19 protein-coding genes are annotated in these 23,449 nt (G+C 71.5%); 4 read left to right on the top strand and 15 right to left on the bottom strand.

Annotated elements, in window-relative coordinates; translation table 11 throughout:
* Window positions 1–388 (bottom strand): hypothetical protein (locus G3576_RS27700; RefSeq protein WP_164697733.1); only part of this gene is annotated, 388 nt, incomplete at its 3' end.
* Between the two features lie 253 nt (window positions 389–641).
* Here G3576_RS27700 and G3576_RS27695 point away from each other — a divergent pair.
* Entirely contained in the window at window positions 642–2,615 is a 1,974-nt protein-coding gene (locus G3576_RS27695; protein WP_164697732.1) for an O-linked N-acetylglucosamine transferase, SPINDLY family protein, read from the top strand.
* Window positions 2,616–2,619: 4 nt separating this feature from the next.
* Window positions 2,620–4,440 carry an O-linked N-acetylglucosamine transferase, SPINDLY family protein gene (locus G3576_RS27690; protein ID WP_164697731.1) on the top strand — a complete coding sequence of 607 codons (1,821 nt, stop codon included), beginning with the start codon at window positions 2,620–2,622 and terminating at the stop codon, window positions 4,438–4,440.
* Between the two features lie 61 nt (window positions 4,441–4,501).
* Here the strand turns inward: G3576_RS27690 and G3576_RS27685 are convergent, their stop codons facing one another.
* The 5 genes from G3576_RS27685 to G3576_RS27665 form a co-directional block, all read right to left on the bottom strand.
* Entirely contained in the window at window positions 4,502–6,208 is a 1,707-nt protein-coding gene (locus G3576_RS27685; RefSeq protein WP_164697730.1) for a methyltransferase domain-containing protein, read from the bottom strand.
* A gap of 29 nt (window positions 6,209–6,237) precedes the next feature.
* Entirely contained in the window at window positions 6,238–7,647 is a 1,410-nt protein-coding gene (locus G3576_RS27680; RefSeq protein WP_164697729.1) for an HlyD family type I secretion periplasmic adaptor subunit, read from the bottom strand.
* The gene (locus G3576_RS27675) at window positions 7,617–9,752 is read right to left on the bottom strand and encodes a peptidase domain-containing ABC transporter (RefSeq protein ID WP_164697728.1); all 2,136 of its coding nucleotides are present in this window, start codon (window positions 9,750–9,752) and stop codon (window positions 7,617–7,619) included. Before G3576_RS27675 ends, G3576_RS27680 begins: the two co-directional genes overlap by 31 nt.
* 151 nt (window positions 9,753–9,903) lie before the next feature.
* Complete coding sequence (locus tag G3576_RS27670) at window positions 9,904–10,692, bottom strand: fumarylacetoacetate hydrolase family protein (RefSeq protein WP_164697727.1); 789 nt, start codon at window positions 10,690–10,692, stop codon at window positions 9,904–9,906.
* A 69-nt stretch (window positions 10,693–10,761) separates the two neighbouring features.
* On the bottom strand, window positions 10,762–11,046 hold the full coding sequence (locus G3576_RS27665) for a hypothetical protein (RefSeq protein WP_164697726.1): 285 nt from the start codon (window positions 11,044–11,046) through the stop codon (window positions 10,762–10,764).
* A gap of 162 nt (window positions 11,047–11,208) precedes the next feature.
* On the opposite strand from G3576_RS27665, the gene G3576_RS27660 reads away from it, so the two are divergent.
* Complete coding sequence (locus G3576_RS27660) at window positions 11,209–11,862, top strand: LolA family protein (protein ID WP_164697725.1); 654 nt, start codon at window positions 11,209–11,211, stop codon at window positions 11,860–11,862.
* On the opposite strand, the gene G3576_RS27655 is transcribed toward G3576_RS27660, so the two are convergent.
* From G3576_RS27655 to G3576_RS27630, 6 genes are all read right to left on the bottom strand, one after another.
* Window positions 11,859–12,443 carry an NADPH-dependent FMN reductase gene (locus G3576_RS27655; RefSeq protein WP_164697724.1) on the bottom strand — a complete coding sequence of 195 codons (585 nt, stop codon included), beginning with the start codon at window positions 12,441–12,443 and terminating at the stop codon, window positions 11,859–11,861. The two genes, G3576_RS27660 and G3576_RS27655, sit on opposite strands and share 4 nt — an antisense overlap.
* Window positions 12,443–13,615 carry a cupin domain-containing protein gene (locus tag G3576_RS27650; protein WP_164697723.1) on the bottom strand — a complete coding sequence of 391 codons (1,173 nt, stop codon included), beginning with the start codon at window positions 13,613–13,615 and terminating at the stop codon, window positions 12,443–12,445. The genes G3576_RS27655 and G3576_RS27650 overlap by 1 nt, the downstream gene beginning before the upstream one ends.
* A gap of 67 nt (window positions 13,616–13,682) precedes the next feature.
* Complete coding sequence (gene motA / locus G3576_RS27645) at window positions 13,683–14,543, bottom strand: flagellar motor stator protein MotA (protein WP_164697722.1); 861 nt, start codon at window positions 14,541–14,543, stop codon at window positions 13,683–13,685.
* Window positions 14,540–15,580, bottom strand: coding sequence for a flagellar motor protein MotB (locus G3576_RS27640; protein ID WP_164697721.1), 1,041 nt, complete (start codon window positions 15,578–15,580; stop codon window positions 14,540–14,542). Before G3576_RS27640 ends, motA begins: the two co-directional genes overlap by 4 nt.
* Before the next feature lie 24 nt (window positions 15,581–15,604).
* Window positions 15,605–16,381, bottom strand: a complete 777-nt coding sequence (locus G3576_RS27635) for a response regulator transcription factor (RefSeq protein ID WP_164697720.1) — start codon at window positions 16,379–16,381, stop codon at window positions 15,605–15,607.
* 78 nt (window positions 16,382–16,459) lie between these two features.
* Window positions 16,460–16,912, bottom strand: a complete 453-nt coding sequence (locus tag G3576_RS27630; RefSeq protein WP_164697719.1) for a hypothetical protein — start codon at window positions 16,910–16,912, stop codon at window positions 16,460–16,462.
* A 204-nt stretch (window positions 16,913–17,116) separates the two neighbouring features.
* Between G3576_RS27630 and G3576_RS31350 the strand changes: the two genes are divergently transcribed.
* On the top strand, window positions 17,117–17,932 hold the full coding sequence (locus G3576_RS31350) for a transglycosylase SLT domain-containing protein (protein WP_207623071.1): 816 nt from the start codon (window positions 17,117–17,119) through the stop codon (window positions 17,930–17,932).
* 266 nt (window positions 17,933–18,198) lie between these two features.
* Here G3576_RS31350 and G3576_RS27620 read toward each other — a convergent pair whose 3' ends face one another.
* The 3 genes from G3576_RS27620 to G3576_RS27610 form a co-directional block, all read right to left on the bottom strand.
* Window positions 18,199–19,272: a flagellin gene (locus G3576_RS27620; protein WP_164697718.1), complete on the bottom strand. Its 1,074-nt coding sequence runs from the start codon at window positions 19,270–19,272 to the stop codon at window positions 18,199–18,201.
* A 13-nt stretch (window positions 19,273–19,285) separates the two neighbouring features.
* Complete coding sequence (locus G3576_RS27615; RefSeq protein WP_164697717.1) at window positions 19,286–20,770, bottom strand: flagellar hook-associated protein FlgK; 1,485 nt, start codon at window positions 20,768–20,770, stop codon at window positions 19,286–19,288.
* 150 nt (window positions 20,771–20,920) lie between these two features.
* The gene (locus tag G3576_RS27610; RefSeq protein WP_164697716.1) at window positions 20,921–23,416 is read right to left on the bottom strand and encodes an ATP-binding protein; all 2,496 of its coding nucleotides are present in this window, start codon (window positions 23,414–23,416) and stop codon (window positions 20,921–20,923) included.
* Window positions 23,417–23,449: the final 33 nt, after the last annotated feature.

Raw genomic sequence — 23,449 nt, 5'->3', positions numbered from 1 at the left:
TCGTGCCGAGGCCGGCAAGCTGCGTGGTGGTCAGCGCCGCGACCTGCGTCGTGGTGAGGCCGCCGGCCTGGGTGGAGCTGAAGCCGCCGATCTGGGTGGTGGTCAGCGCGCCGAGCTGCGTGGTGGTCAGCCCGACCAGCTGCGTCGATCCGAAGCCGCGGATCTGCGTGGTGCTGAGCACGCCGAGATCCGTCGTCTCCAGCGCGGCCATCTGGGTGCTGGTCAGCGCCGCAAGCTGAGTGCTGCTCAGCGCCGCGACCTGGGTCGTCGTCAGCGCGGCAAGCTGGGTTGAAGCCAGCGCGCGCATATCCGTCGTGGTGAGGACCGCGATGGTCGTCGTCGTCAGACCCTGAATCTGGGTCGTCGTGAAACCGGCAAGAATCGACATCGCCCCACTCCAGACGGGAGGTTCGCATGTGCGAGGTCGGCGCCGTCCGGTCCTGCAGACCGGATCACAAGCGTCAACGCGGGGGGTGACATCTTGTCGTCCCGGCTCGACGCGACCCTACCCGGGAAAGGGTTTCCACAAGATGAAAGCCGATTCGGCTTCGATACGGGCCCAGCCGGGGAGGGGGCGTTCACCGCTTCTTCAGGCCTGTCGGCGTAGCGGGGATGCCTCAGCGCTGCGCCAGGACGGGAGCATGCATCAGGCCAGGATCGCCGACCTCATTGCCGCCGTGCAGGCCATGCCGGTGGCCGACGGTATCGCAGCCTATCAGGGATGGATTGCGGCGCAGCGGGAGGACCCGCTTCTCTATGCCGCGGCCTTCAACCTGGCCGTGCTGCTGGAACGGGAAGGGCGGCACGAGGAAGCGGCGGAAGCCTTCCGCCTCGCGGCGCAACGCAACCCCGCCTTCCTGCCGCCCTTCATCAGCCTGGGCCTCGCCCATGAACGGCGCGGGGAAGCGGTGCAGGCGCTGGAGCATTGGAGCTACGTCGCCAATACGCTGAAGGCGGTGACGCGGGAGGGAATTGCGCTGCGCGCCAGCGCGCTGAAGCAGATGGCGCGGTACCAGGAAGACCTCGGCGCCTTCGCGGAGGCGGAGGAGGGCCTGCGCCAGGTGCTGGAGATCGATCCCGCGCAGCGCGACGTGCTGCAGCGCTGGATCAGCCTGCGGCAGCGCCGCTGCGCCTGGCCGCTGCTGGAAGCGCCTTCGGGCATGACGGCGGCCGGGCTGTTGCGGGATGCGGCGCCACTGACGCTCGCGAACATGTCGGATGATCCGATGCTGCTGCTGGCGCATGCCAGCGCCTGTGCGCGGCGGGAGGCGCCGGCGCCGGCCGAGTTCAGCGTCACGGACGACTTCAGCGCGCAGTTCCAGCGGCCAGGTCGGCGGCGGATCGGCTACCTGTCATCGGATCTGCGGGACCACGCGATCGGCCACCTGACCGCGGACCTGTTCCGCCATCACGACCGAGAGGCCTTCGAGATCTTCGTCTATGATTGCGGCATCGCGCGGGAGGATGCGACCAAGGCGCGCATCCGCGCCTCCGTCGAGCATTGGCGCGACATCATCGCGGTGGATGACGACGCGGCGTTGCGCATGATCCGCGACGACGGCATCGATATCCTGGTGGATGTGAACGGGCATACGCGGGGCAGCCGGATGGGCCTGCTGGCGCGGCGGCCGGCGCCCGTCATCGTCAACTGGCTGGGCTTCGCCGGCACCATGGGCAGCCCCTTCCATCACTACATCCTGGCCGATGCGGCGATCATTCCGCCGGGGGCGGAGCGCTTCTATTCTGAAGCCGTGCGGCGCCTGCCCTGCTACCAGCCGAATGACCGGCACCGCGTGGTGAACGCGACGCCGGCCCGCGCGGCGCTGGGCCTGCCCGAGGATGCCTTCGTCTTCTGCTGCTTCAACGGCATGCAGAAGATCACGCGCTACGTCTTCGATCGCTGGATGGCCATCCTGCGCGCCACGCCGGGCAGCGTCCTCTGGCTGATCCGCGGCGGGCCGGAAGCGGAACAGACGCTGCGGGGCGCGGCGGCGGCGCAGGGCGTCGATCCCGCACGGCTGATCTTCGCGCCGCCCCTGCGCAATGCCGACCATGTCGCGCGCTACGGCGCCGCTGACCTCTTCCTCGATACCTGGCCCTATGGCGCGCACACCACGGCATCCGATTGCCTGTGGATGGGCACGCCGATCGTGACCGTGCCGGGGCAGAGCTTCGCCTCGCGCGTCTGCGGCAGTCTGGTGAAGGCGGCGGGGCTTGGCGACTTCGTCTGCCGGAACTGGGATGAGTATGAGCGGCGCGCCATCGCGCTGGCGGCCGATCCGGCGCCGCTCGCGGAAGCGCGGGCGCGGCTGATGGCAGGGCGCATGACCTCCGTTCTGTTCGACACGGAAGGCTTCGTGCGCGCGATGGAGGCGCTGTTCCGCGATATGTGGCAGGACGCCACGGCGGGGCGGCTGCCGCGGCCGGATCTCACGAACCTCGACGCGTATCTGGAGATCGGGGCGGCGTTCCCGATCGACGGCGCGGCGCCGTCCGATCTTCCCACGATGATGGCGCGGTGGCGGAAGGCGCTGGCGCGGCGGGATGCCTTCAGCCCGCTGGCGCCGGACCGGCGGCTGTGGCCGGGCGGAAACCACCAGGCGGAGGTCGCGTAGCGCCATGCTGGACAGCACCCATCCCGCCTGGCTCGATGACTTCTTCGCCGGGCCGGAGGCACCGATCGAGGAGCCGCGCTTCGCCGGGCTCGGCCTGGAAGCGGTGCTGCCGCGGGCGGAGGCGGCGGTGGCGCGCGGGCGACGGGACATCGCCATCGCGGGCTACCGCGCCTGGCTTGGCGCGAATGCCGGCGCGGCGCAGGGCTTCGCGGCGTGGTTCAACCTCGGCGTCGAATTCGCCCAGGCGGGCGACCATGGCAATGCCATCACGGCCTATCGCAACGCGCTGCTGCTGAAGCCGGACCTGTACCAGGCGGCGGTCAATCTCGGCCTGGCGCTGGAAGCGAGCGGCCAGCCGGATGCTGCGCTGGCGGCGTGGCAGCAGGCGCTGCAACCCGATGATTCGCGCATCACGCTGCTGAACCATCGCGGCCGGTTGCTGGAGTTGCGCGGCGCGCTGGAGGAGGCGGTCGCGGCGTTGCGATCGAGCCTGCTGATCGATCCGCACCAGCCCGACGTGCTGCAGCACTTCACGCATCTGCGGCAGCGCATCTGCGCCTGGCCGATCCTGGAGCCGGGGATTCCTGGACTGGGGCTCGAAGAGTTGTGCCTGAATGCAGGGCCGCTCGGTGCGCTGGCGCTGTTCGACGATGTGGATCTGCAGCGCCGCATCGCCGCGGGCTGGATCGCGCGCAAGGTGCCGGCGGCGCCGGCGCGGCTTGCGCCGGAGCAGGGCTACCGACACGGCCGCATCCGGCTCGGCTACCTCTCCTCCGACTTCTGCCGGCACGCCATGAGCTTCCTGATCGCGGAGGTGCTGGAACGGCATGACCGCACGCAGTTCGAGGTCTTCGGCTACTGCTCCTCGCCCGAGGATGGCAGCGACATCCGCGCGCGCGTCATTGCCGCGCTGGACCATCACGTGCCCGTCGGTGCCTTGAGCGAGGAGGATGTGGCGCGGCGCATCCGGGCGGATGAGATCGACATCCTGATCGACCTCAACGGGCTGACGCGCGGGGCGCGGCTGGGCGCGCTGCGCTGGAAGCCGGCGCCGGTGATGGCGACCTGGCTCGGCTATATCGGGCCGGTGCCGGTGCCGGAGCTGGACTGGCTGATCGCCGATGCCTGCACCATTCCGGCCGAGACGGCGCCGCTCTACGCGCCCGCGCCGCTGGCGCTGCCGGGGCTGTACCAGGCGAATGACGCGCAGCCCATCGCTCTGCCGCCGGTATCGCGCGCGGAGGAGGGTCTGCCGGAGGATGCCTTCGTCTTCTGCAACTTCTCCCACTACTACAAGATCACGGAGGAGATGTGGGGCGCCTGGATGGAGATCCTGCGCCAGGTGCCGCGCAGCGTGCTGTGGCTGGTGGACGACAATCCTCCGGGGAAGCGGAACCTGCTGGCGCGGGCGGCGGCGGCGGGCGTCGCGGAGGAGCACCTGATCTTCGCCGCGCGTGTCGATCCGGCACGGTATCGCGCGCGGCTGGCGCTGGGTGACCTGTTCCTCGACACCACGCCCTACAATGCCGGCACGGTCGCGAGCGATGCGCTGCGCATGGGGTTGCCGATCCTGACGCTGTCGGGCCAGGCTTTCGCATCGCGCATGGCGGGCAGCCTGCTGGCGGCGATCGGATTGCCGGAGGGGATCACCACCAGCCGCACGGACTACATCGCGCGCGCGGTAGCGCTGGCGACGCAGCCTGCCCTGCATGCCCGCGCGAAGGCCGCGCTGGCCGGTGATGCCTGGATGCGCACGCTCGGCGACACCGCCGCCTTCACCGCGCGGCTGGAAGCCAGCCTGCGCGGCGTGCTGAAACGCGGCTGATCCCGGTCCAGGGTCCGGTTGGACCCTGGCGAGGGGGTGAAGGGGGAGCGGCGCTCCCCCTTCAGGCCGCCTGTGCCAGGCTGGCCAGACGCGCCTCCAGCGCCGCATCCAGCGCTCCGCGCCGATCGCACAGCGACCGGTACCAGTCGATCCGTCGCCGCATCTGGTAGGCCGCCATCCTTTCATCGCGCACCCAGCCATGCGCCGTTTCCGCGATGGTGCGCGCGGCGTCGGGATTGGCGATGAAGCCGCGCAGCGTGGCCAGCAGCGCGGCCGGGTCGGGCAGGATCACGCCGGTCTCGCCGTCCCGGATGCTGTCCTCATAGACCGTGGGGCTGGCGAGGCAGCAGAGGCGATGCGACGCCGCCTCCACCGCCTTGATGTCGGACTTCATGCTGTTGAAGCGCGTGCGTGCCAGCGGCAGGAAGGCGAGTTCGCAGCCTGCCATGATGCCGCGATAGGTCGCGTAGTCGCAGGAGGGTGTGAAGCGCTTGTGGGGCGTCGCCAGCGCGTCGAAGCTGGCGCGGTCATGCACCACCTCGATGCGCAGCCGCCCCTCGGCTTCCGCCATCGCCTGGTCGAGCACGGGCAGGAAGGGCGCGATGTCGGCTTCGCGGTTGAGCGCGCCGAAGAAGATCGTCAGCTGGCCGGGCTCCCGGAAGTTGCGCGGGACGGGCAGCGTCTCGATGCTGTTGGGGAAGACCTCCACTTCCTGGTTCCATTGCCGCAGGAGCCGTGCGAGGCGCGGCGTGGAGGTCTGCACGGCGTGGACGGCGCGGAAGGTCATGTCATCCGCGGCCGCGATCTCGGGCCAGCGTTCGGGATCGTCGTCGAATTCCTGCACGATGACGGCGCCGCTGCCGCGCAGGCCCTGGATGTAGCCCAGGGATTCAGTGCCTGGCCGCAGGAAGAGCCGTTGCAGGATCATCACCCGATCCATCTCGCGTCCGCCCGGCGGCATCGGCAGGTCGGCGGAGGCGATGGTTCCGATGCCGGGTGCCGTCGCGATGTCCCGCAGCGGTTGCAGGACGCGCACTTCCGCCATGGCGGCGACGGGATCGGCCAGGGTGCGCGCGCCGACGATCATGGTCTTCGGCGGCCGGCGCGTGGCGCGCCAGACATATTGCAGCGGTCTGCTGCGATCGAGCCATCCGGCCTGGTCGATGCCGAGCGTCTTCAGCGCCGGCGCCATGGCAGCCGCGAAGGCTTCCGCCTGTTCGGGCAGGAAGATGCGGGGTGCGACCTCGATCGGCACCAGGCCCGCTTCGACCAGCGCCTGCTGCATCATGCGTGGCGTGAACCAGCGGAGATGCGTGCGGTCATAGAGGCCGTGGTCCTCGTAGGTCCAGGCGCCGGCCAGCAGCCGCGCGGCGAAGGACCAGTGTTCCAGGTTGGGGATGCAGACCAGCAGCACGCCCTGGTCCGCCAGCAGCGAGGCATCGCGTTTCAGCACCGCCCAGGGGTCGCGCAGATGCTCCAGCACGTCGCCGAAGATCATCGCATCCAGCGACCCGTCCTCGATCGGCGGGCGCGTGGTCTCGATGTCGAGCGACAGGACCTCGTCCAGATGGGTGCGGGCGCGGGCGGCGAGGGCGGGGTCGGGTTCGATGCCGATCACGCGCGTCCTCGGGTTGATCCGCCGGAAGGCGCCACCGAGCGCGCCGGCGCCGCAGCCGATGTCGAGGATCGTCGCGGCATCGCGCGGGATGCGGGACAGCAGGTCCGGATTGGCATCCGACCCGTAGATGAAGCCGTCTTCGTGGGGCACGGGGGAGTCTCCATCCTGGGGAAAAGGGGTCACGGCTCGCGGATGCTTTCCTGCAGGCCGCGCAGCAGCGGTTCGATGAAGAAGGTGATGATGCGGCGGGCACCGACCTGGATTTCCGCCGTCACGGTCATGCCGGGGATCAGGCGCGATCCCGGCGGTGCGTCGGGCAGGCTTGGCGTGTCGAAGGTGATGCGGGCGCGGTGCACGGGCGGGCCCGGCGCCTCGCCTTCCCGCGGCTGGGAATCGGGGGCCAGGCTCTGAAGCCGGCCCTGCAGCGCGCCGTGGCGCTGGAAGGGGAAGGCATCGACCTTCACCACCGCGGGATCCTCGCCCCGCAGGCGGCCGATGTCGCTGGAGCGCAGCGTGATCTCCGCCACGAGCGGCGCGTTGAGGGGCACCAGCGTGACCAGCGCCTCGGCCTCCCGCAGCACGGATCCGGCGGAGCGGCGGGCGATGTCCAGCACCACGCCATCCGCCGGCGCGACCAGCACACTCATCGCCGCCAGGCGCTCGGCCTTGGAGAGCTGGTCCTCGGTGCGCTGCAACTCGCCGCGCAGGCGCACCACTTCCTCCAGCAGCTGACGCCGCCAGTCGTCGCGGAAGGCGTCACGCTCCGCCTGCTTGGCGGCGAGCACGCCCGTCAGTTCCTCCGCCCGGTGGCGGGCCTGGCGCTGATCCTGTTCGGCGCGCAGCCTTTCCGACCGCGCGGCCAGGGCGTTGAGGCGGGAGCCGACCTGGCTGGCCAGCAGGCGGCCGCGCATGGATTCGACTTCCGCCGCGATGGCGGTCTGCTCGGCGCGGATGGAATCGCCATCGCGCAGCGCGGCGATGGAGGATTCGAGCGCGCGGATATCCGCGGCATAGCCCGCCATGCGCGCGGCATAGAGCGAGGCGCGTTGCGCCAGCAGCAGGGATTGCAGCGTGCCATCGGCGGTCAGCGGCATCGGCGCGGGCACGCCGGCCAGTTCGGATTCGATGCGTTCCAGCTGGGCGGAGAGGCTGCGGCGCTGCGCCACCAGCGACAGGCGATCGGCTTCCGCGAAGGTCGGGTCCATCAGCGCCAGGATCTGGCCCTGCACCACCACCTGGCCGGGGCGGACGCGGATTTCCTGGATGACGGCGCGTTCCATCGGCTGCACCACCAGCGGCGGCGCATCCGCGGCGAGCCGCCCGCTGCCGGTGACGACGACATCCACCTGCGCGACGCTGGCGAGCGTGACGAGCGCCGCCAGCAGCGTTGCCAGCACCCAGGGCCAGAAGCGCAGGGAGGGTGGCGGCGGCTCCTCGATCAGCCGGTCCAGCTCATCCTGGAATTCGATCGCTTCCGGCGCCAGGCGCGGCGGCTTTCTTGCGCGCGCGCGCGCCCCGCCAAGCCGGGGCAGGGCGGGTGCGGCGACGGGCGCCGGGGCTAGCGCAGGTGCTGTGTCTGCTGCTGCCATAGGTGCCTGTAGATGTCGCAACGTTCCAGCAGGACGGCGTGCGGCGCGCAGTCGATCAGCTTCCCCTGGTCCAGCACCAGGATCGCATCCGCCTGCACCAGCGATGACAGGCGGTGGGAGACGATGATCATCGTCCGGCCGCGGCCGATCTCCGCCAGGTTGCGCTGGATGATCGCCTCGCTGTCCGGATCGAGGGCGCTGGTCGCCTCATCGAAGATCAGCAGGCGCGGGCGGGTCAGCAGGGCGCGGGCGATGGCGATGCGCTGGCGCTGGCCGCCGGAGAAGTTGGTGGCGCCTTCCTCCACCATCGTGTCGTAGGAGAGCGGCAGGCGCTGGATGAATTCCTCCGCGCCCGCCAGGCGCGCGACCTCGATGATCTCATCGAGGGTGGCGTCAGGGCGGCCGGCGGCGATGTTGTCCCGGATGGTGCCGCGGAACAGCAGGTTGTCCTGCAGCACGATGCCGATGGAACGCCGGAGATGGTCGAGGTCGATGTGGCGGATATCGACGCCGTCGAGCTGGATCATCCCATCCTGCGGCGCATGGATGGCCTGGATAAGCCGCGTCACGGTGGTCTTGCCGGAACCGGAGCGGCCGACGACGCCGATGGCCTGGCCCTCGCCGACCGCGAAAGTCACGCGGTCCAGCGCGGGGGTCGCGGCGCCGGGATAGCGGAAGACCACATTCTCGAACCGCAGCGCGCCGGTGATGGTGGGGCGCGCGGTGCGGTCATGCGCGCCGCGTTCGGGCGGCGTGTTCATCACCGTGCCGAGCATGGCGATGGACAGCGCGGCTTCCTGGTATTCGTTGATCAGCGCCACGATCTGCACCAGCGGGCCGGTGACGCGGTTGGACAGCATGGTGAAGGCGACCAGAGCGCCGATCGTCAGTGATCCGTCGAAGACCAGCAGCGCGCCGATGGCGAGCACGCCGATCTGCATCAGCTTCTCGAGCGTGGTGGTGATGACATTGCCGGCCGCCGAGATGCGGCCGACCGCGGCGTGCTGACGCGCCGCACCCGCGATGCGGTCGTCCCACACCTTCTGGCGCGCCGGTTCCAGCACCAGCGACTTCACCGCGCGCATGTTGTGCAGCGTTTCCACCAGATAGGCCTGGCGCGCGCCTTCCTGCTGGTAGAGGGCATCGAGCCGCCGGCGGAAGGCCGGGACCAGCGCGCCGATGACGGCGGCAATCGCGAGGGAGAAGCCGAGCACCACCGCCGTCAGCACGCCGCTGTAGAGCGCGAGGAACACGAGCAGCACCGGCAGCAGCAGCGCGTCCAGCATCACCTGGAACAGCCGTCCCGTGAGGAAGTGGCGGGTCTTCTCCGTCTGCTGCATGTGCCGCACCAGCACGCCGGCCGCGTGTGATTCGAAGAAGTGCAGCGGCAGGCCCATCAGGTGGCGGAAGGTGCGGGAGTTGAGCTTCGCGTCGATCTTGTTGCTGGCCAGCAGCATCAATTGCTGGCGGAGGTAGCTGAAGGCGCTGTCGAAGACCGTCAGCAGCAGGAACACGGCGACCACCGCGACCAGCGTCTGATAGGCCTGGTGGGTGATGACCTTGTCGATCAGCACCTGCATCAGCAGCGGTGTGGCGAAGCTGATGAGGTTGGCGACGATGGCGGCGACGGCGACGCCGGCGAAGAGGCGACGGTGGCGGATGATCTCCGGCAGGAACCAGCGGAAGCCGAAGGGCTGGTCTTCCTCGGTCAGGCGATGCTCGCGCTTCACCAGCAGCAGCGTGCCACCCCATTCCGCCAGGAAGCGGTCGGGGGGGACGAGCTGGACGCCGAGATGTTCCGCCGCCGGGTCCAGCACGGCGGCCATGCCCGTGCCCTCCGGCCCCGGCACGGTCTGGATCAGGATGGCCCAGCTGCCGTCGCGCCGTTGCAGCATGGCGGGATAGGCGGTGCCGAGCGCCGAGGCCTTGTCCCAGCCGCAGCCCCGCAGCGCGCGCGTCTTCAGCCCCGCCGCCTTCAGCGCGCGCAGCACGGGGCGCAGCATGTCGCCTTCCGCGACCGCCGGCAGCTGGTCCGGCCGCAGGCGCAGCCCGTGATGCATGGCGACGAGGAAGACGCAGCGGATCGCCGTGAGGGCGGGGGCCATCGGTGCTGCCCGCGGTCAGCCTGCCGCCCGGCCCGATCGGTCCTGCTGGTATGCGCGCGTCATGGGCCTCTCCCGCTCAGCCGGCCTGTTGCCGGCCTTGCGGGATAGCGCGGGGAGGCTTGACGCCCGGTTAGCGTTTCAGGCGCCCGTATCAGGCACCGAGCGGCGCCACCGTGATGGTCAGCGTGCCGCGGCCCGCGAATTCGCCATGCAGCACGCCGCCTGCGGCGGGCACGGGGAGAAGGCCGGTCAGGCTGCCGAGGGTGACGACCTCCCCTGCCTTCGGTTCATGGCCGATGGCGAGGCAGCGGTCGCGCCAGGCCTCGATGAGGGGGGCGATCGGCATGGCACGGTGCGGGCCTTCATGCTTCGCGACCTCGATGCCATCGACGGTGAGGCGCATCGCGGCATTCTCGACATCCGCCCAGCTCCAGGGGCCCACCGAGGGGCCGACGACGCAGCTGCCGTTGGAGACGATGTCGGCGATCTTCTCGAGGTCGGAGGGCTTCGCGCCGGGCGCGTAGCGTGTCTCCACCAGTTCGAAGAGCATCACCATCTCCGCCATTTCCGGCAGCGCGGCGGGGGTGAGGGTGGCGAGCTCGGCGCTGGTCAGCGCACGGGTCAGCCGCAGCGCCACTTCCAGTTCCATCCCGCTATGCAGCGGCAGGCGGATCGGCTTGTCGGAGACGGGCGCGACGGCGGCATCGGGCAGGGGGGCGGCGAAGACATGGGCATTGGCGCGCCCCACCTTCCAGCCGGCGATCGACCAGCCCAGCGCGGCGTAGGTGGCGATCTGCACGGCCTCGGCTTCCGCCTGGTCGGCCGGGCGGAGTTCGGCGGGGAGGCCTTCGGGCTTCTCGCGCCGGCCGCGGCGGATATCCGCCAGCAGGGCGGCGGCGCCGGCGATGCGCGCGTCGCGCGTCTGCGGGGCATCGAACATGGTCAGGCGTCTCCCATTCGCCCGCCGGTCGCGGGCGAGGGGGACGCTACGGGTGGTGCTCGCGTCCCGTCAAACCAGGGCGCCGTTCCACACGGGAAAGCTGCCGGAGGCGACGGGCAGGCCGGGGCGGCGCCAGACGGCGCGCCAGGCGACCTGGTCGAACACCATGCCCATGTGGAAGAACTGCCCGCCGGCGGTCACCTCCATCTCCGCCACCTGGCTGCGGAGCGCGGGGGCGATCTGTTCCATCGCATGCGCGACCAGCTCATGCCGCGGCACACCGTGGATGGTGCCGGCATCGATCGGCAGCAGGGTCGTGGCGGCGAAGGAAGAGGGGGCGAAATCGAAGGGCATGGGAAGCTCCGTGACCGGGATCGTGGTGGGGATCCCGTTCCTCGGGGGGTGCCGGCCGTTCTGGCCCGGTTCGCGTGGGCCCAATAAAGCGCACCGAGGGTTGACGACGGGTAAATCCCGGGAGGTCTTTCCGCAGCGCCCGGGATGGGCCATCTGCCAGCCATGCAACGACGCACCCTGATCGCCGCCGCCGCCCTGTTCAGCACGCCCGCGCTGGCGCAGCCGTCCCGGCCCGCCGCACCGCCGCCGCCGGCCGCCAGCATCGACCGCGCGGCGCTGGCGCGGGTGGAGGCTTACCTGAATGGGCTGCGCACGCTGAAGGCGCGCTTCCTGCAGGTGGCGCAGAATGGCGCCTCCGCCGAGGGGACGGCACTGATCAGCCGGCCCGGGCGCATGCGCTTCGACTACAACCCGCCGGAGCCGATGCTGCTGGTGGCCTCCGGCGGGCAGGTGATGATGTATGACCGGGAGTTGCGGCAGCCCAGCACCGTGCCGGCGTCATCCACGCCGCTCGGCCTGCTGCTGCGGTCCGAGATCCGGCTGTCCGGCGACATCACCGTGACGGGGACGGAGCGCTCGGGCGGCTTCCTGCGGGTGGCGATCCATCGCACCGGCGCGCCGCAGGAGGGCCGCTTGGTGCTGGCCTTCCAGGAACAGCCGATGGAGTTGCGGCAATGGACGGTGCTGGACGCGCAGGGGCGGGAGACGCGCGTCACGCTCTACGAGGTCGAGACGGGCGTCCGGCTCGACAACAAGCTGTTCGACTTCAACGACCCGACCTTCATGGAGCAGGAAGGGCTGCGGCGGGGGGGCTAGTCCCGCACCCGCTCCGCCCAGGCGACCAGCCCCGCCACCACGCGGCCGATGGCGGCGCGGCTCGGTTCGTCCGTCAGCTCACCCGCCGCATCGAACTTGCCGCGCGCGCTGCCCACGAAGGCCTCCGGCCCGGGCATGACGCGGGCGCCGGTGGATTGCAGGGACATGCGCAGATGCTGCTGCGCACGCGCGGTGCCGAGCATGCCGGGCGAGGTGCCGATGATGCCGACGGGCAGGTCTGCCAGCGGGGTCTTCCGCGCCTCCCCCGCTGGTGCCGTCACGCCGCCGATGCCCTCCGCGCGCGAGGCCCAGTCGATGGCGTTCTTCAGCGGCGCGGGGATGCCGGCATTGTATTCGGGGCAGGCGATCAGCAGGGCCTCGGCCGTCCAGAGATGGCGGCGCAGGCGCTGCACCGGCTCCGGCCAGGCGGGCTTCTCCAGATCCTCGTTCATCAGGGGCAGGTCGCCGATCCCGGCCACCTCCAGCACCGCGCCCTCCGGCAGCATCGTGGCCGCGGCGCGCAGCAGGGCGGCGTTGGTGGAGGCGGCGCGGAGGCTGCCGCAGAGACCGATGATCCGCATCACGCATCCTCCTCCAGCAGCCCCAGCCGCGTGAGGCGGCGGCAGAAATCGAGCCCGCCCTCGCCCAGCGCATCCGGCGTGGCGCCTTCCGCCAGGGCGCCGATCCATCCGGCTTCCTGCGGCGACAGCGCCAGCGGGTCCCCGGCCCAGCGCAGCCAGGCGCCGCCGGTTTCCTCATCCGGGATCAGGGCGTGCAGCACCCCGCCTGCCAGGCGCAGCCGCGTGCCGCCCCCGGGCAGGCGGGGGAAGAGGCCGCGGCCCAGCATCGGCGCGCGGTCCGTCGCCAGCCGGTCCAGCAGCGCCAGCGCAGTGCGTTCCAGCGCGGCGGGCTCCGCCAGCATGGCCGCCAGCGGCCGCGCGAGGGGCGCCAGCGCGCCCGGGCCATCGGCCAGGCGCCAGGTGGGGAAGGCGGCGCGGAGGCCCGGCTCCGCCTCCTCCAGCAAGTCCACCGCCATGCGCAGCACGCTGGCGAAGGAGGGTTCCATGAAGCCCACGGTGACATGCAGGGACGGCGCGGTGCCGTCCTGCGCCGCCGCGTCATGCAGCACGCCGCGGGGCACGTAGAGCGCATCGCCCGGCCGCAGCGTCAGCTCCACCGCCTCCGCCAGCGGCTCCACGCCGCCGACCCAAGGTGTGCGGCGCGTGGGCGCGGGGAAGGGCTGGCCGGGCCAGATGCGCCAGTTCTTCTCGCCCACGACCTGCAGGACCAGCACGTCATGCGTGTCGTAATGCATGCGGAAGCCCTGGGCGCCGGGTGGCGTCAGGTAGATGTTGGCCTGGACCCCGTGCAGGAAGACCTGTTCCAGCCCGCGGCAGAAGCGCGCGAGCCTAGGGTGCAGCTCATGGAACTGGGAGACGACGAGCGTCGCGCCGCGGTCGAAGGCCTGGAACAGGCGGGGCAGGTCGGCGGTGCCGTCGGGGCCGGCATACTCCTCCTCCGGCACCGCCGCGCTGCCCTGGCGGCTGCCATCGGCCATGGAGATGCGGGGGCGCCGCGCGGCATCCGTGGCCAGGAAGGCGTCGAGGTCAGCGATGGAAAGCAGGCCGGCATAGCGGTCCGGGCTCGGCGCCGGGAAGTGGCGCCAATCCGTGCCCTCCCGCAGCGCGAAGCCTTCCTCCACGGACAGGTCGCCGAAGCCCAGCGCCCAGGCTTCCTCCGCCATGCCACCCATGCCCGCCTTTCCCCCGATCTGTGCGGGGGCATCATCGACGGGCCGGGGCGCGGGCGGAAGAGGGGTGCTACTTCGCCTCCTGCAGCGCGGTTTCCATCGCGGCGAAGTTCGGCATCAGGCCGGTCGGGATGGTCTTGCGGCCGACCTCGATCGCCACCTGCGGCGCATTGCCATGGAGGTGCGCGACCAGCACGGCGCGGATCACCTCGAGGAAGCGCGCATCCTCCTCCACCACGCCCTTGAGGCGCACCGCGATGGGGCCGACCAGGCCATAGGCGAGGAGCACGCCGAGGAAGGTGCCGACCAGCGCGGAGCCGATCATGGCGCCCAGCACCGCCGGCGGCTTGTCGATCGAGCCCATGGTCTTGATGACGCCGAGCACGGCCGCGACGATGCCGAGCGCCGGCAGCGCATCCGCCATGTTCTGCAGGGCATGGGCGGCGTGCAGCTCCTCGTTCTTCACCTTCTTCAGCTCGCTCGCCATGATGTCCTCGATCTGGTGCGGATCGTCGGCATTCATGCCGACCATGCGCAGGTAGTCGCAGATCAGCGGCGTCGCGTGGTGGTCATTGGCGATGCGGGGATAGGCCTGGAAGATGGCGCTTTCCTCCGGCTTCTCGATATGCGGCTCCAGCCCCGCGGCGCCCTTGGACTGCGCGACCTTCAGCAGCTTGTGCAGCAGCACGCCGAGGTCGAGGTAGTCCTGCGGCGTGTACTTGCTGCCCTTCATCGCCTTCCCGATGCCGCCCAGCGTGTGCTTCACGTCCGACATGGAGTTGGACATCAGGAAGCTGCCGACGGCGGCGCCGCCGATGATCAGCATCTCGAAGGGCAGGGCGTGCAGGATCGGGCCCATATGGCCGCCGGCGATGATGTAGCCGCCGAAGACGCAGGCCAGCAGAATGGCGAAGCCGCCGATCAGGATCATGGCGCAGTCCCTCCTTGGGCTGGCAGCAGCATCAGCACCGCGACGCGTCGGTTCGCGGCATCAAGCGGGTTGGCGGGGACAAGGAGTTCACGTTCGGCGCGGCCGCTCACGCTGCGCATCCGCCGGTCCGTCACGCCGGCATCGACCAACAGGCGGCGCGTGGCATTGGCGCGTTCGGCGGAAAGGTCCCAGTTGGACCGCTCCCCACCACCCCGGAAGGGCGCGGCATCGGTGTGGCCGGTGACCTCGATGGGATGCGGCAGGCGGGCCAGCACCTGCGCCACGCGCAGCAGCAGGGCACGGCCGCGCTCATTGGGCGCGGCGCGGCCGGTCTCGAACACCGGCTGCCCCTCGGCATCCACCAGCTGGATGCGCAGACCCTCCGCCACCTCCTCCACGATCAGCTGCCGGCCGAGCGAGGCGAGGGCGGGATCGTTGCGGACGGCCTGGCGGATCTCCTCCGCCGCGCGGGTCAGCAATTCCTGGCGCGCGGCTTCGGCAGCACGGCGGAGCGCTTCGTTGTCCACGGAGCCGCGACGGGCGGCATTGTCGGACCCGCGAAGCGCCGCTTCCAGCTCGCCCGCGCGGCGTGCCGCATCAGCCATGGCGTCGCCCTCCGGCACCGCCTGGGCGGGGGGCGTCTGCTGGCGGGCGGAGGGGCGGGGCAGGCGGATCTCCGGGCCTTCCTCCTCCTCCTCCGAATCCAGGCCGGGCTGGGCGGTGCGCATCATCGGCACCAGCGGCGCATCGGAGATGAGGGGGCCGTCGCTGTAGAGGCTGCGGCCGCCGAAGGGCTGGCCGGAACCGCTCGGCCCGCGCGCCAGGTCGTTGGGCTGCGCGAAATAGTCGGCGATGCCACGGCGCTGCGCTTCCGTCGTGGCGTTGACCAGCCACATCAGCAGGAAGAAGGCCATCATCGCCGTGACGAAGTCTGCATAGGCGATCTTCCACGCGCCGCCGTGATGGCCGTGTTCGCCTTCCTCGATCCGCTTGACGACGATCGGGGCCAGATTGCCCTTGCCGCCCGGCTTCGCCATGGGGTGCCTCCTGCGCCGCGATCGTCAGGCGCCGGCCGGGACGAAGCCGGCGGCGGGGACGAGGTGCGCGCGGCGGGCACGAGGCTGGCCGGCGGCATAGCGGGCGCGCGCGGCGGCGACGGCGGCGGGGCCCGGATCCTCCGCCACATAGCCGAGGCCCCAGACGGTGCGCACGATCTCCGCCGCGCCGGCGGCGGCCAGCTTGCGGCGCAGCTTGCAGACAAAGACGTCGATGATGCGCTGGTCGGGGCCTTCCTCGTCGCCATAGAGGCGGCTCATGAAGCGCTCCTTGCTCAGCAGGGCGGAGCGGCGGAGCAGCAGCGTCTCCAGCACCTCGAACTCCCGGCTCGTGATGTTCACGGGGCGGCCATCGACGGAGACGGCCTGTCGGTCGCGGTCCAGCGCGACATTGCCGCAGACCAGCAGCGTCGGCGCATGGGCGGCGGTGCGACGGACCATGGCCTGCACGCGTGCGACCACGACGGGATTGGCGACGGGGCGCGCCACCAGGTCATCGGCGCCATGGTTCAGCGCGGCCGCTTCCTCCGCGGGGCTGACGGCACCGGCGATGACGAGGATCGGTGCCTGCACGCCCTGGCGGCGGATGTCGCGCAGCACGGGCAGCGCTTCCCGCCTGAGATCGTCCACGCTGAGCACCACGGCATCGAAGGGGCCGCTGGCCGCGGTGGTGGCACCGATGCCGTCGAAATCCGGGGCCTGTTCGACGAAACGGCCGGCACCGGTCAGCGCCCGGCGGAGAGGCGCTTGATCATCGGCCGTGGCGCCGAGCAGGATTCTCATCGGTCTTTGCCTCGCGATTTTCGCAGGGGGAGTGCGCGACGCCGCGGCGTCGCTGAAAAAGGACATGTCCACCGCGCCTCACGCGCGGCCGGCGGCGGCGCCGTCGGGCGGCAGCCGCTTGGCGATCTCGATGCGCAGGCGCAGTGCCACGGGGGCACAGATTCGATGCGCTTCCGCCCCTTCGGCGGCGAGGGAATCGGCTTCCGCCGCGGCGGCTTCGAGCACCTCCAGCGAGGGGGGTTCGTTGGACAGCAGCTGGCGCTGCACGGTCCGGAGCAAGGCGAGGCCCTGCTGCGCGGCATCCTGGGGCGAGGCGTGGCGCCGGCGTGGCGGTGGATCCTGCGGCTGGTCCGCAATGCCCTGGATGGCGAAGAGGCCGGCGGCCGCCTGCGCACCGCCGCCGGCCATGATGCCGCTACCGGCTTCGCTGCTGCCGAGCAGCGCGCCGAAATCGCCCCGCAGCGCGCGCAGCCGCGATGCCGCGGGCGGCAGCGACGGGGAAGCGGCGGTGGCGACGCGCAACATGGGCAAGGGCACCCCTTCTGGGTTTCGCGACTGCCCATTTGCGCGCCGTCGATTTCTGCGGTGTGAACAATGCGCCCGGCGTGGGCCGGGGCCGCGGCAGCGCCAGACGCTGCGCACGGTTTCGTGATCGCGGCTGCGCGCGCTGTCGCGAAGATCGTCGTCGTTCAGATTTGGTAGCGCTGCTGGCACAGGCGTTGCGACGCGCGGCGCATGAACCGCATCCTGGCTTTCCTGCTGCTGCTGTCGCTGTCCATCCTGGGTGCGCCCGCGCGCGCGCAGGTCGCGCTGTGCCGCGCGGCCATCACGGCCGCGGAGGCCGAGTTCAGCATCCCCGACCGGCTGCTGCTGGGCATCGGGCGCGTGGAAAGCGGCCGGCGCGATCCCCAGACCGGCGCCTTCGACCCCTGGCCCTGGACCATCAATGCGGAGGGACGCGGCAGTTTCTTCCCATCGCGCGAGGCGGCGGTGGAAGCGGTGCGGGCGCTGCAGGCCTCCGGCGTGCGGTCCATCGATGTGGGCTGCATGCAGATCAACCTGCGCCACCACCCCAATGCCTTCGCGAGCCTGGAGGAGGCCTTCGACCCGCAGGCCAGCGCGCGCTACGCCGCGCGCTTCCTGACGAGCCTGCAGCAGCGGGCGGGCGACTGGACGGTGGCCTCCGGCCACTACCATTCGCAGACGCCGGAATTCGCGGAGCGCTACCGCGCCCGCCTGGCGGCAGTGATGGCGAATGAACGCCGGTCGCCGACGCCGGAGCCGGCCGCGCTGCCGCGCCTGGCCGCGGCGCCGCCCGCGCCGGGCGGCATGGCGCTGGCGGCGGTGGCGCCGCCGCCGCGGGGGGCGCTGGATGCCTATCGGGCCGCGCCGATCCCCGTCGCCGGGCGTGGGCAGAATCTGCCGAGCCAAGCGCCCAACCCGGCACCGAGTGCCGCGCCGGCGCCGCTGGTGCAGGTGGTGGCCGCGCGGGCACCGCATGTGGTGGCGGAAGTGGGGCTGGGCGGCATCGGGAACCGGCGGCTGTTCTGAGCGGCCCCGCAGGGAGGGCGTTGCCCTCCCCTCACCCCTGCACCGAGCGTTTATGCAAGGGGGCTCCGCCCCCCTGCACCCCCGGCCAAGGGCCAGCGGGCCCTTGGAACCCGTGAATTGACGATGGTCCAGGGGGGTCTCCCCCCTGGCGGATGGGGTTTGGGGAAGGCAGCGCCTTCCCCGACTCTCCTGACCCAGACAACAAAAAACCGCGCCACCCCTTCCGGGATGGCGCGGCGTCGGTCGCCCGGCGCTGGCGCTTCGCGTCAGCTCAGGAACTTGGTCAGCGACAGGCCGGAGAGCATGGCGAGCGACCGGTAGCTGGCCTCCAGCTGCGCCTGCGTCGCCTGGGCGCGGCTGATCGCTTCCGCCAGGTCCACGCCCTCGATCTCGGAGAGCTGCCCCTCCAGCTGCGTCGCGAGTTCGCTGTGCCGCAGCCGGGAATCGGCCAAGCGCTGTTCCGCGGTGCCGAGGCCCGCGGCCTCGTCGCTCACGCCCGAAAGGCCGGCGCGCAGCGCGCCCAGCGCACCCGTCACCACCTGCTGGTAGTCCGCGCCATCGGTGACGCCGAGCTGGTCGAGATTGGCGATGACCGTCAGGCCGTAGATCAGGTCCCGCGCCCAGGATCCCGTGCTGTCCGCATCCTTCGACGGCATCGCGCCGGCATTGCGGTTGGGATAGAGGCCGATCTGCACGGCGCCGCCCTCGCTGACCGGTACGGAGGTCAGGCTGTCCTCCACCTCCCCGTTCTGCGCCGCCGTCGCATAGGCGGAGAAGGGCGTGATGGCGGGGTCGTTGCTGGCGCCGAGGTCGCGCAGCGTGCCGCGCAACGCCGCGCCACCGCCCTGCGCCATGCCCTTCATCGCGTCGCGGATGGCGGCGAAGAGCGGGCTGTCCTCGATCGCGCCGGGGATGGGCGTGCCATCCAGGTCGGCGCCGCCGAACAGGCTCTCCCCCTGGTAGCGTTCGTTGATCATGCCGGTCACCTCGCGCAGCGCGGACCGGGCGCCGATCGCGGCGGCGCTGACCTGCGTGGCGCCGCCGCTGAGCAGCGCGGTGGCGGTCGCGACCATGTCGGTGCTGATCTTGGTGATGCGCGACAGCGCGGATTGCGTGACGGCGGCGCGGGCCTCCCCGCGTTCCGCCGCGCGGGTGAGCGATTCATGCCGCGCGACTTCCGTGCGCAGGTCGATCGCGCGGCGCGCATCGCCGCCGAGCCCGGCATAGGTCGCGGCGCGCTGGCCGCTGGAGGTCTGGCGCGTCTGTTCCGCGAGCCGCACGCGCAGCTGGCTGGCGGCTTCCGTGGCGCGGTCCACGGCGGCGAAGCCCGAGATCGTCATGGCCGGATTCCTTCTAGCGGACCATGCCCATGAGCGCGTCCCACATGGACTGGATCGCGGAGATCACGCGCGCATTGGCGGTATAGGCATTCTGCAGCGTCACCATCGACGCCATCTCGGCATCCACATCGACGCCTTCCCGCTTCTGCACCAGGGCGTTGATCTGGGTGGAGAGGCTGGCGGTGGTCATCTCCTCCGCCGCCGCGTCGCTTGCTTCCTTGGCATGGGCGGAGGTCAGCGCCGCGGCGTAGTCGAGCAGCGCGCGGGGCGGCGAGAAGGAGGCGGTGAGCGTGCCATCCGGGCCAAGGCCGGTGCCGGGGATCGCCGCATGCGGCACGCCCGCGGCGCGCTGGTTGCCGAAGGCGTAGTCCAGCACGCGGTCGAGCAGCTTCGTGTAGCCCGCCTGGTTGTCCGGGTTGGGCGGAAAGGCGGGGACATCGCTGGTGCCGTCGCGCAGCAGCGCAGGCTTCGCCGCCACATCGGGGTTCACGATCATGCGGCCCCCGAAGCCCACCGCGGCCGCGCTGCCGGCGGCGGGTGGTGCCGAACCGTCATTGTCGGTGAACAGCGTCAGCCCCTGTTCGCTGAGGCGCCCGGCCATGGTGGTGGCCAGGGTGTCGAGCTCCGCCGTCATGCGCGGCAGCGTCTCGTCCCGCAGCTCGAGGCCAGCACCGATGCGGCCGCCACGCGGCACGTCCGACAGCGGGATGCCGTTCAAGGTCAGGCCCGGCAACGTGCCCGCCGGCGCGCCGTAGTAGGAACCGGGGGCGATGACGGCATCGGCGATGCCGAGCGGGCTGCCATTCTCCTCCAGCGGCAGCACGGCGCCACCCTGCAGGATCAGCGTCAGTTCCCCGTTCCGGCCCTCCGCCGGCGTCACGCCGATGAGTTCGGAAAGCTGGCCGATCGCGGCATCACGGCGGTCGAGCAGCCCGGCATCGTCGAGCCCGGCGCTGCGCATGGCGCGCGCCTGCTTGTCCAGCGCGGCGACATCCCGCAGCAGGGCGTTGGCGGTATCGACATCCGTGCGCAGCCCGTCCTGCACGGATTGCCGCGACCGCGTGATGGCGCCGGAAAGGTCGTTCAGCTGTGCGGCGACATCCTTGGCGACGCCCAGCGCCTCCGCCTGCGCGGCGGTGTCGTTCGGATTGGCACGCAGTTCGGTCAAGCGGTCGCGCAGCGAGCCGATCTGGCCACCGAGGCTGGCGCCATCCGCCGGCGCGCCCTGCAATTCGGCCAGCGGGCCGAGCACATCGGCGCGGAGCGAGGCCGCCGCCGCTTCCCCGCGCGCGCCGCGCGCTTCCGTGCGCAGCGAACGGTCGACGTCGCGCTGCGGCGTGGAACTGCGCACACCGGCGGCGGATTGCTCGCCGCGCACGGTCTTGCGCGTGTAGCCTTCGACTCCTGCATTGGCGACGTTCTGGGAGGTCGCCTCCATCTGGCGGGAGGTGTGGCGGATTCCGGCGGTGGCGCGCAGCAGCGCGGATTCCAGGCTCATGGGCGCGCTCCATGCGCCGTTGCGGCGTTCATCCTGGCCACTGTTCGGTCCTCCGCCGGGATGTTCCCGGCCGCTCTGGGTCTTCCATGCGCAATGCCGTGGCGACGGCATTCCACGGGTGGAGGAGACGCCGGGGATGTGACCCCTGAATTAACCGTTGCTGGGTTCCGAGGCAGAGATGGAGGCCGGCCTGCCGTCATCCGGCAGCGCGGGCGCATCCGGCAGGTGGATGGTGAAGACGGCGCCATCCGGCCCGTTCTCCGCCGTGATGCTGCCCCCCATCGCCACGACGAGCCCATGGCAGATGGAAAGCCCGAGGCCGGTGCCGCGGTCCGGCCCCTTGGTGGTGACGAAGGGCTCGAACAGCCGGGCCAGCACTTCCGCGGGCAGGCCGCCGCCGCTGTCCGCCACGCGCAGCGCGGTGAAGCCGGCAGCGGCCGGTGCGGCGGTGATGGCGATCCAGCGCGGTGCGTCACCGGGCGCGGTCGCCAGCACGTCCCGCGCATTGGCGAGCAGGTTGGCCAGCACCTGCTCCAGCGCCACCAGGTGGCCCAGCACCACGGGCGGCGGATCGCCGAGCGTGCAGCGGATCTCGATCCCCGCCTCCCGCAGACCCGCGCCAGTCAGCACCAGCGCGCCTTCCACCGCATCCGCCAGCGGCACGGGCTGGGGCGCGGCCTGTTCGTCGGCGCCGCGGGCGAAGCGGCGCAGATGCTCGATCAGCGCGGCGGCGCGCTGGGTATAGCCGGCGATGCGGTCCAGCCGTTGTTCCGCCATGTCCACGCGGTCGCGCCGCATGGCGGTGCGGGCGTTGTTGGCCGCCAGCGCGATGGCCTGCAGCGGCTGCTTCAGCTCATGCGCCAGGCTGGCCGACATCTCACCCAACGAGGCGAGGCGCGCGGCGGCGATGGCGCGCGCATCGGCGGCGCGTTCGGCGGTGACGTCGGCGATGTAGCCGACGGCATCGGCGCTGCCATCGGGCAGGCGGGCGATGACCGTCAGCGTGACCTTCACCGCCAGCAGGCGGCCATCGGCGCAGCGCAGGCGCAGGTCCTTCGACCATTCATCGGCACCGGCGAACAGCGTGCGGTCGCCCGTGAAGCCGGCCTGCGGCGGATCGAAGATGGACCGCAGGCCGCCCGGGGCGTTCACCTGGTCATAGGGCCAGCCCGTCATGCGTTCGATGGAACGGCTTACATAGGTCTTGGTGCCGCGCCCGTTCGGCGCGATCAGCACGCGGAAGACGACGATCGGTGCGCCTTCCAGCGTGCGGTCCAACTCCCGCCGCGCGGCATCGGCCTGGGCTGCGGCCTCCCGCTCCGCTGTCACGTCGCGGGTGTAGCCGACGACCTCGCCGCCGCCATCGGCACGGAGCGACAGGCGGTGAAGGCTCGTCACCAGCGTCGGCCGGGGGGCGAAGGCGGAAGGCGCGGTCCATTCGAAGCTGCCGGTTTCCGCCGACAGCGTGGTGCGCAGCGCTTCCTGCAGCATCTCCGCCGGCGGGTCCTGCGCGCCGCCGGCGCGATAGAGCAGCCGTGCCGCACCATCGGGTTCGACATCGAGGAGGAAGAGGCCGACGGGCAGGCCGGCATGCAGGCGTTCCACCTGTTCGCGGCCCCGGCGGAGCGCCTCGGCCGTGCCGGCCAATGCCATGCTGCGGACCGCCAGCCGGCCGAACAGCAGCGCCAGCAGCGCGCCGAGCGTGACGGCGACGACGGCGATGCGCGCCGCGCCGCGCAGCAGCGGCATCGCCTCCATCTCCGCTTCCGCATCGACGGCGGCGAAGGCAACGAGGTTGGTGTCGTCCACGGCCTGCACGGCGACGAACTGGTCGCGGCCGGTGAACTGGTTGGCCTGTCGGAAGGTGAAGGCGCCGTCCCGCTGCAGCGCAGCGATCGCCGGTTCCGGCAGCGGGATGATCAGGCCGAGCAACGCGGCCACGCCATGGCTGCGGGCGAGCAGCTCCCCCTCCTCCCGCAGGATGGCGAGGATATCGTTCGTCCGCGGCGTCATCTGCCCGAGGCGGACGGAAATGTCGCGCGGGCTGACGGAGGAGATGACCACGCCGGCGAAGCGTCCGCCCGGATCCTCCAGCCGCGCCACCGCGGCGAAGAGGGGCTGGGTGACATAGCGACCGGAGAAGGGGGCGCTGATGCGCAGGCCCGTGAACCCGGCTTCCGCTTCGGTGAAATAGGCACGGTCGGCGACGGAGAAGGGCGGCGCGGCGGGATCGGAGTGGAAGATCACGTCGCCATCCGCCCCGGCGATGACGATGCTGGCCAGCGCGGCGCGGCCGGCGGCGGCCTGGCCGATGATGGTGCGCATCATCCGCTCCGCCTCCGCCCGTGCGACGTCGTCGCCGCTGGCGCGGAGCGTGAGCCAACGCCGCGCGAGGATGGTCGCGAAATTCGCGTCGTCCACGACATGGGATGCGACATGGCCGACGGCGGCGGCGGCGGCGCTGGCGCGGAGATAGGCGTCCTGCGCGACCAGCCTTTCCGCGCGGTCGATGATGGCTTCGGCTGCCATCCAGGCGGGGATCGCCACCAGCAGGGCGAAGGCGCCGAGTGCCAGCCGGGCCGCACCGGCGCCCCTGCTCCTGTCCTTGCCGCCGTCCCTGCCGCGGAAACCCAGGCGAAGACCCATGCGTGACCATAGCGCCGATCGCGCCGGCCGGGA

This window comes from Falsiroseomonas algicola, assembly GCF_011040385.1.
GTDB classification, from domain to species: domain Bacteria; phylum Pseudomonadota; class Alphaproteobacteria; order Acetobacterales; family Acetobacteraceae; genus Falsiroseomonas; species Falsiroseomonas algicola.
Note: the sequence above shows the minus strand (reverse complement) of the source record. Positions and strands in the feature narration are given on the sequence as shown.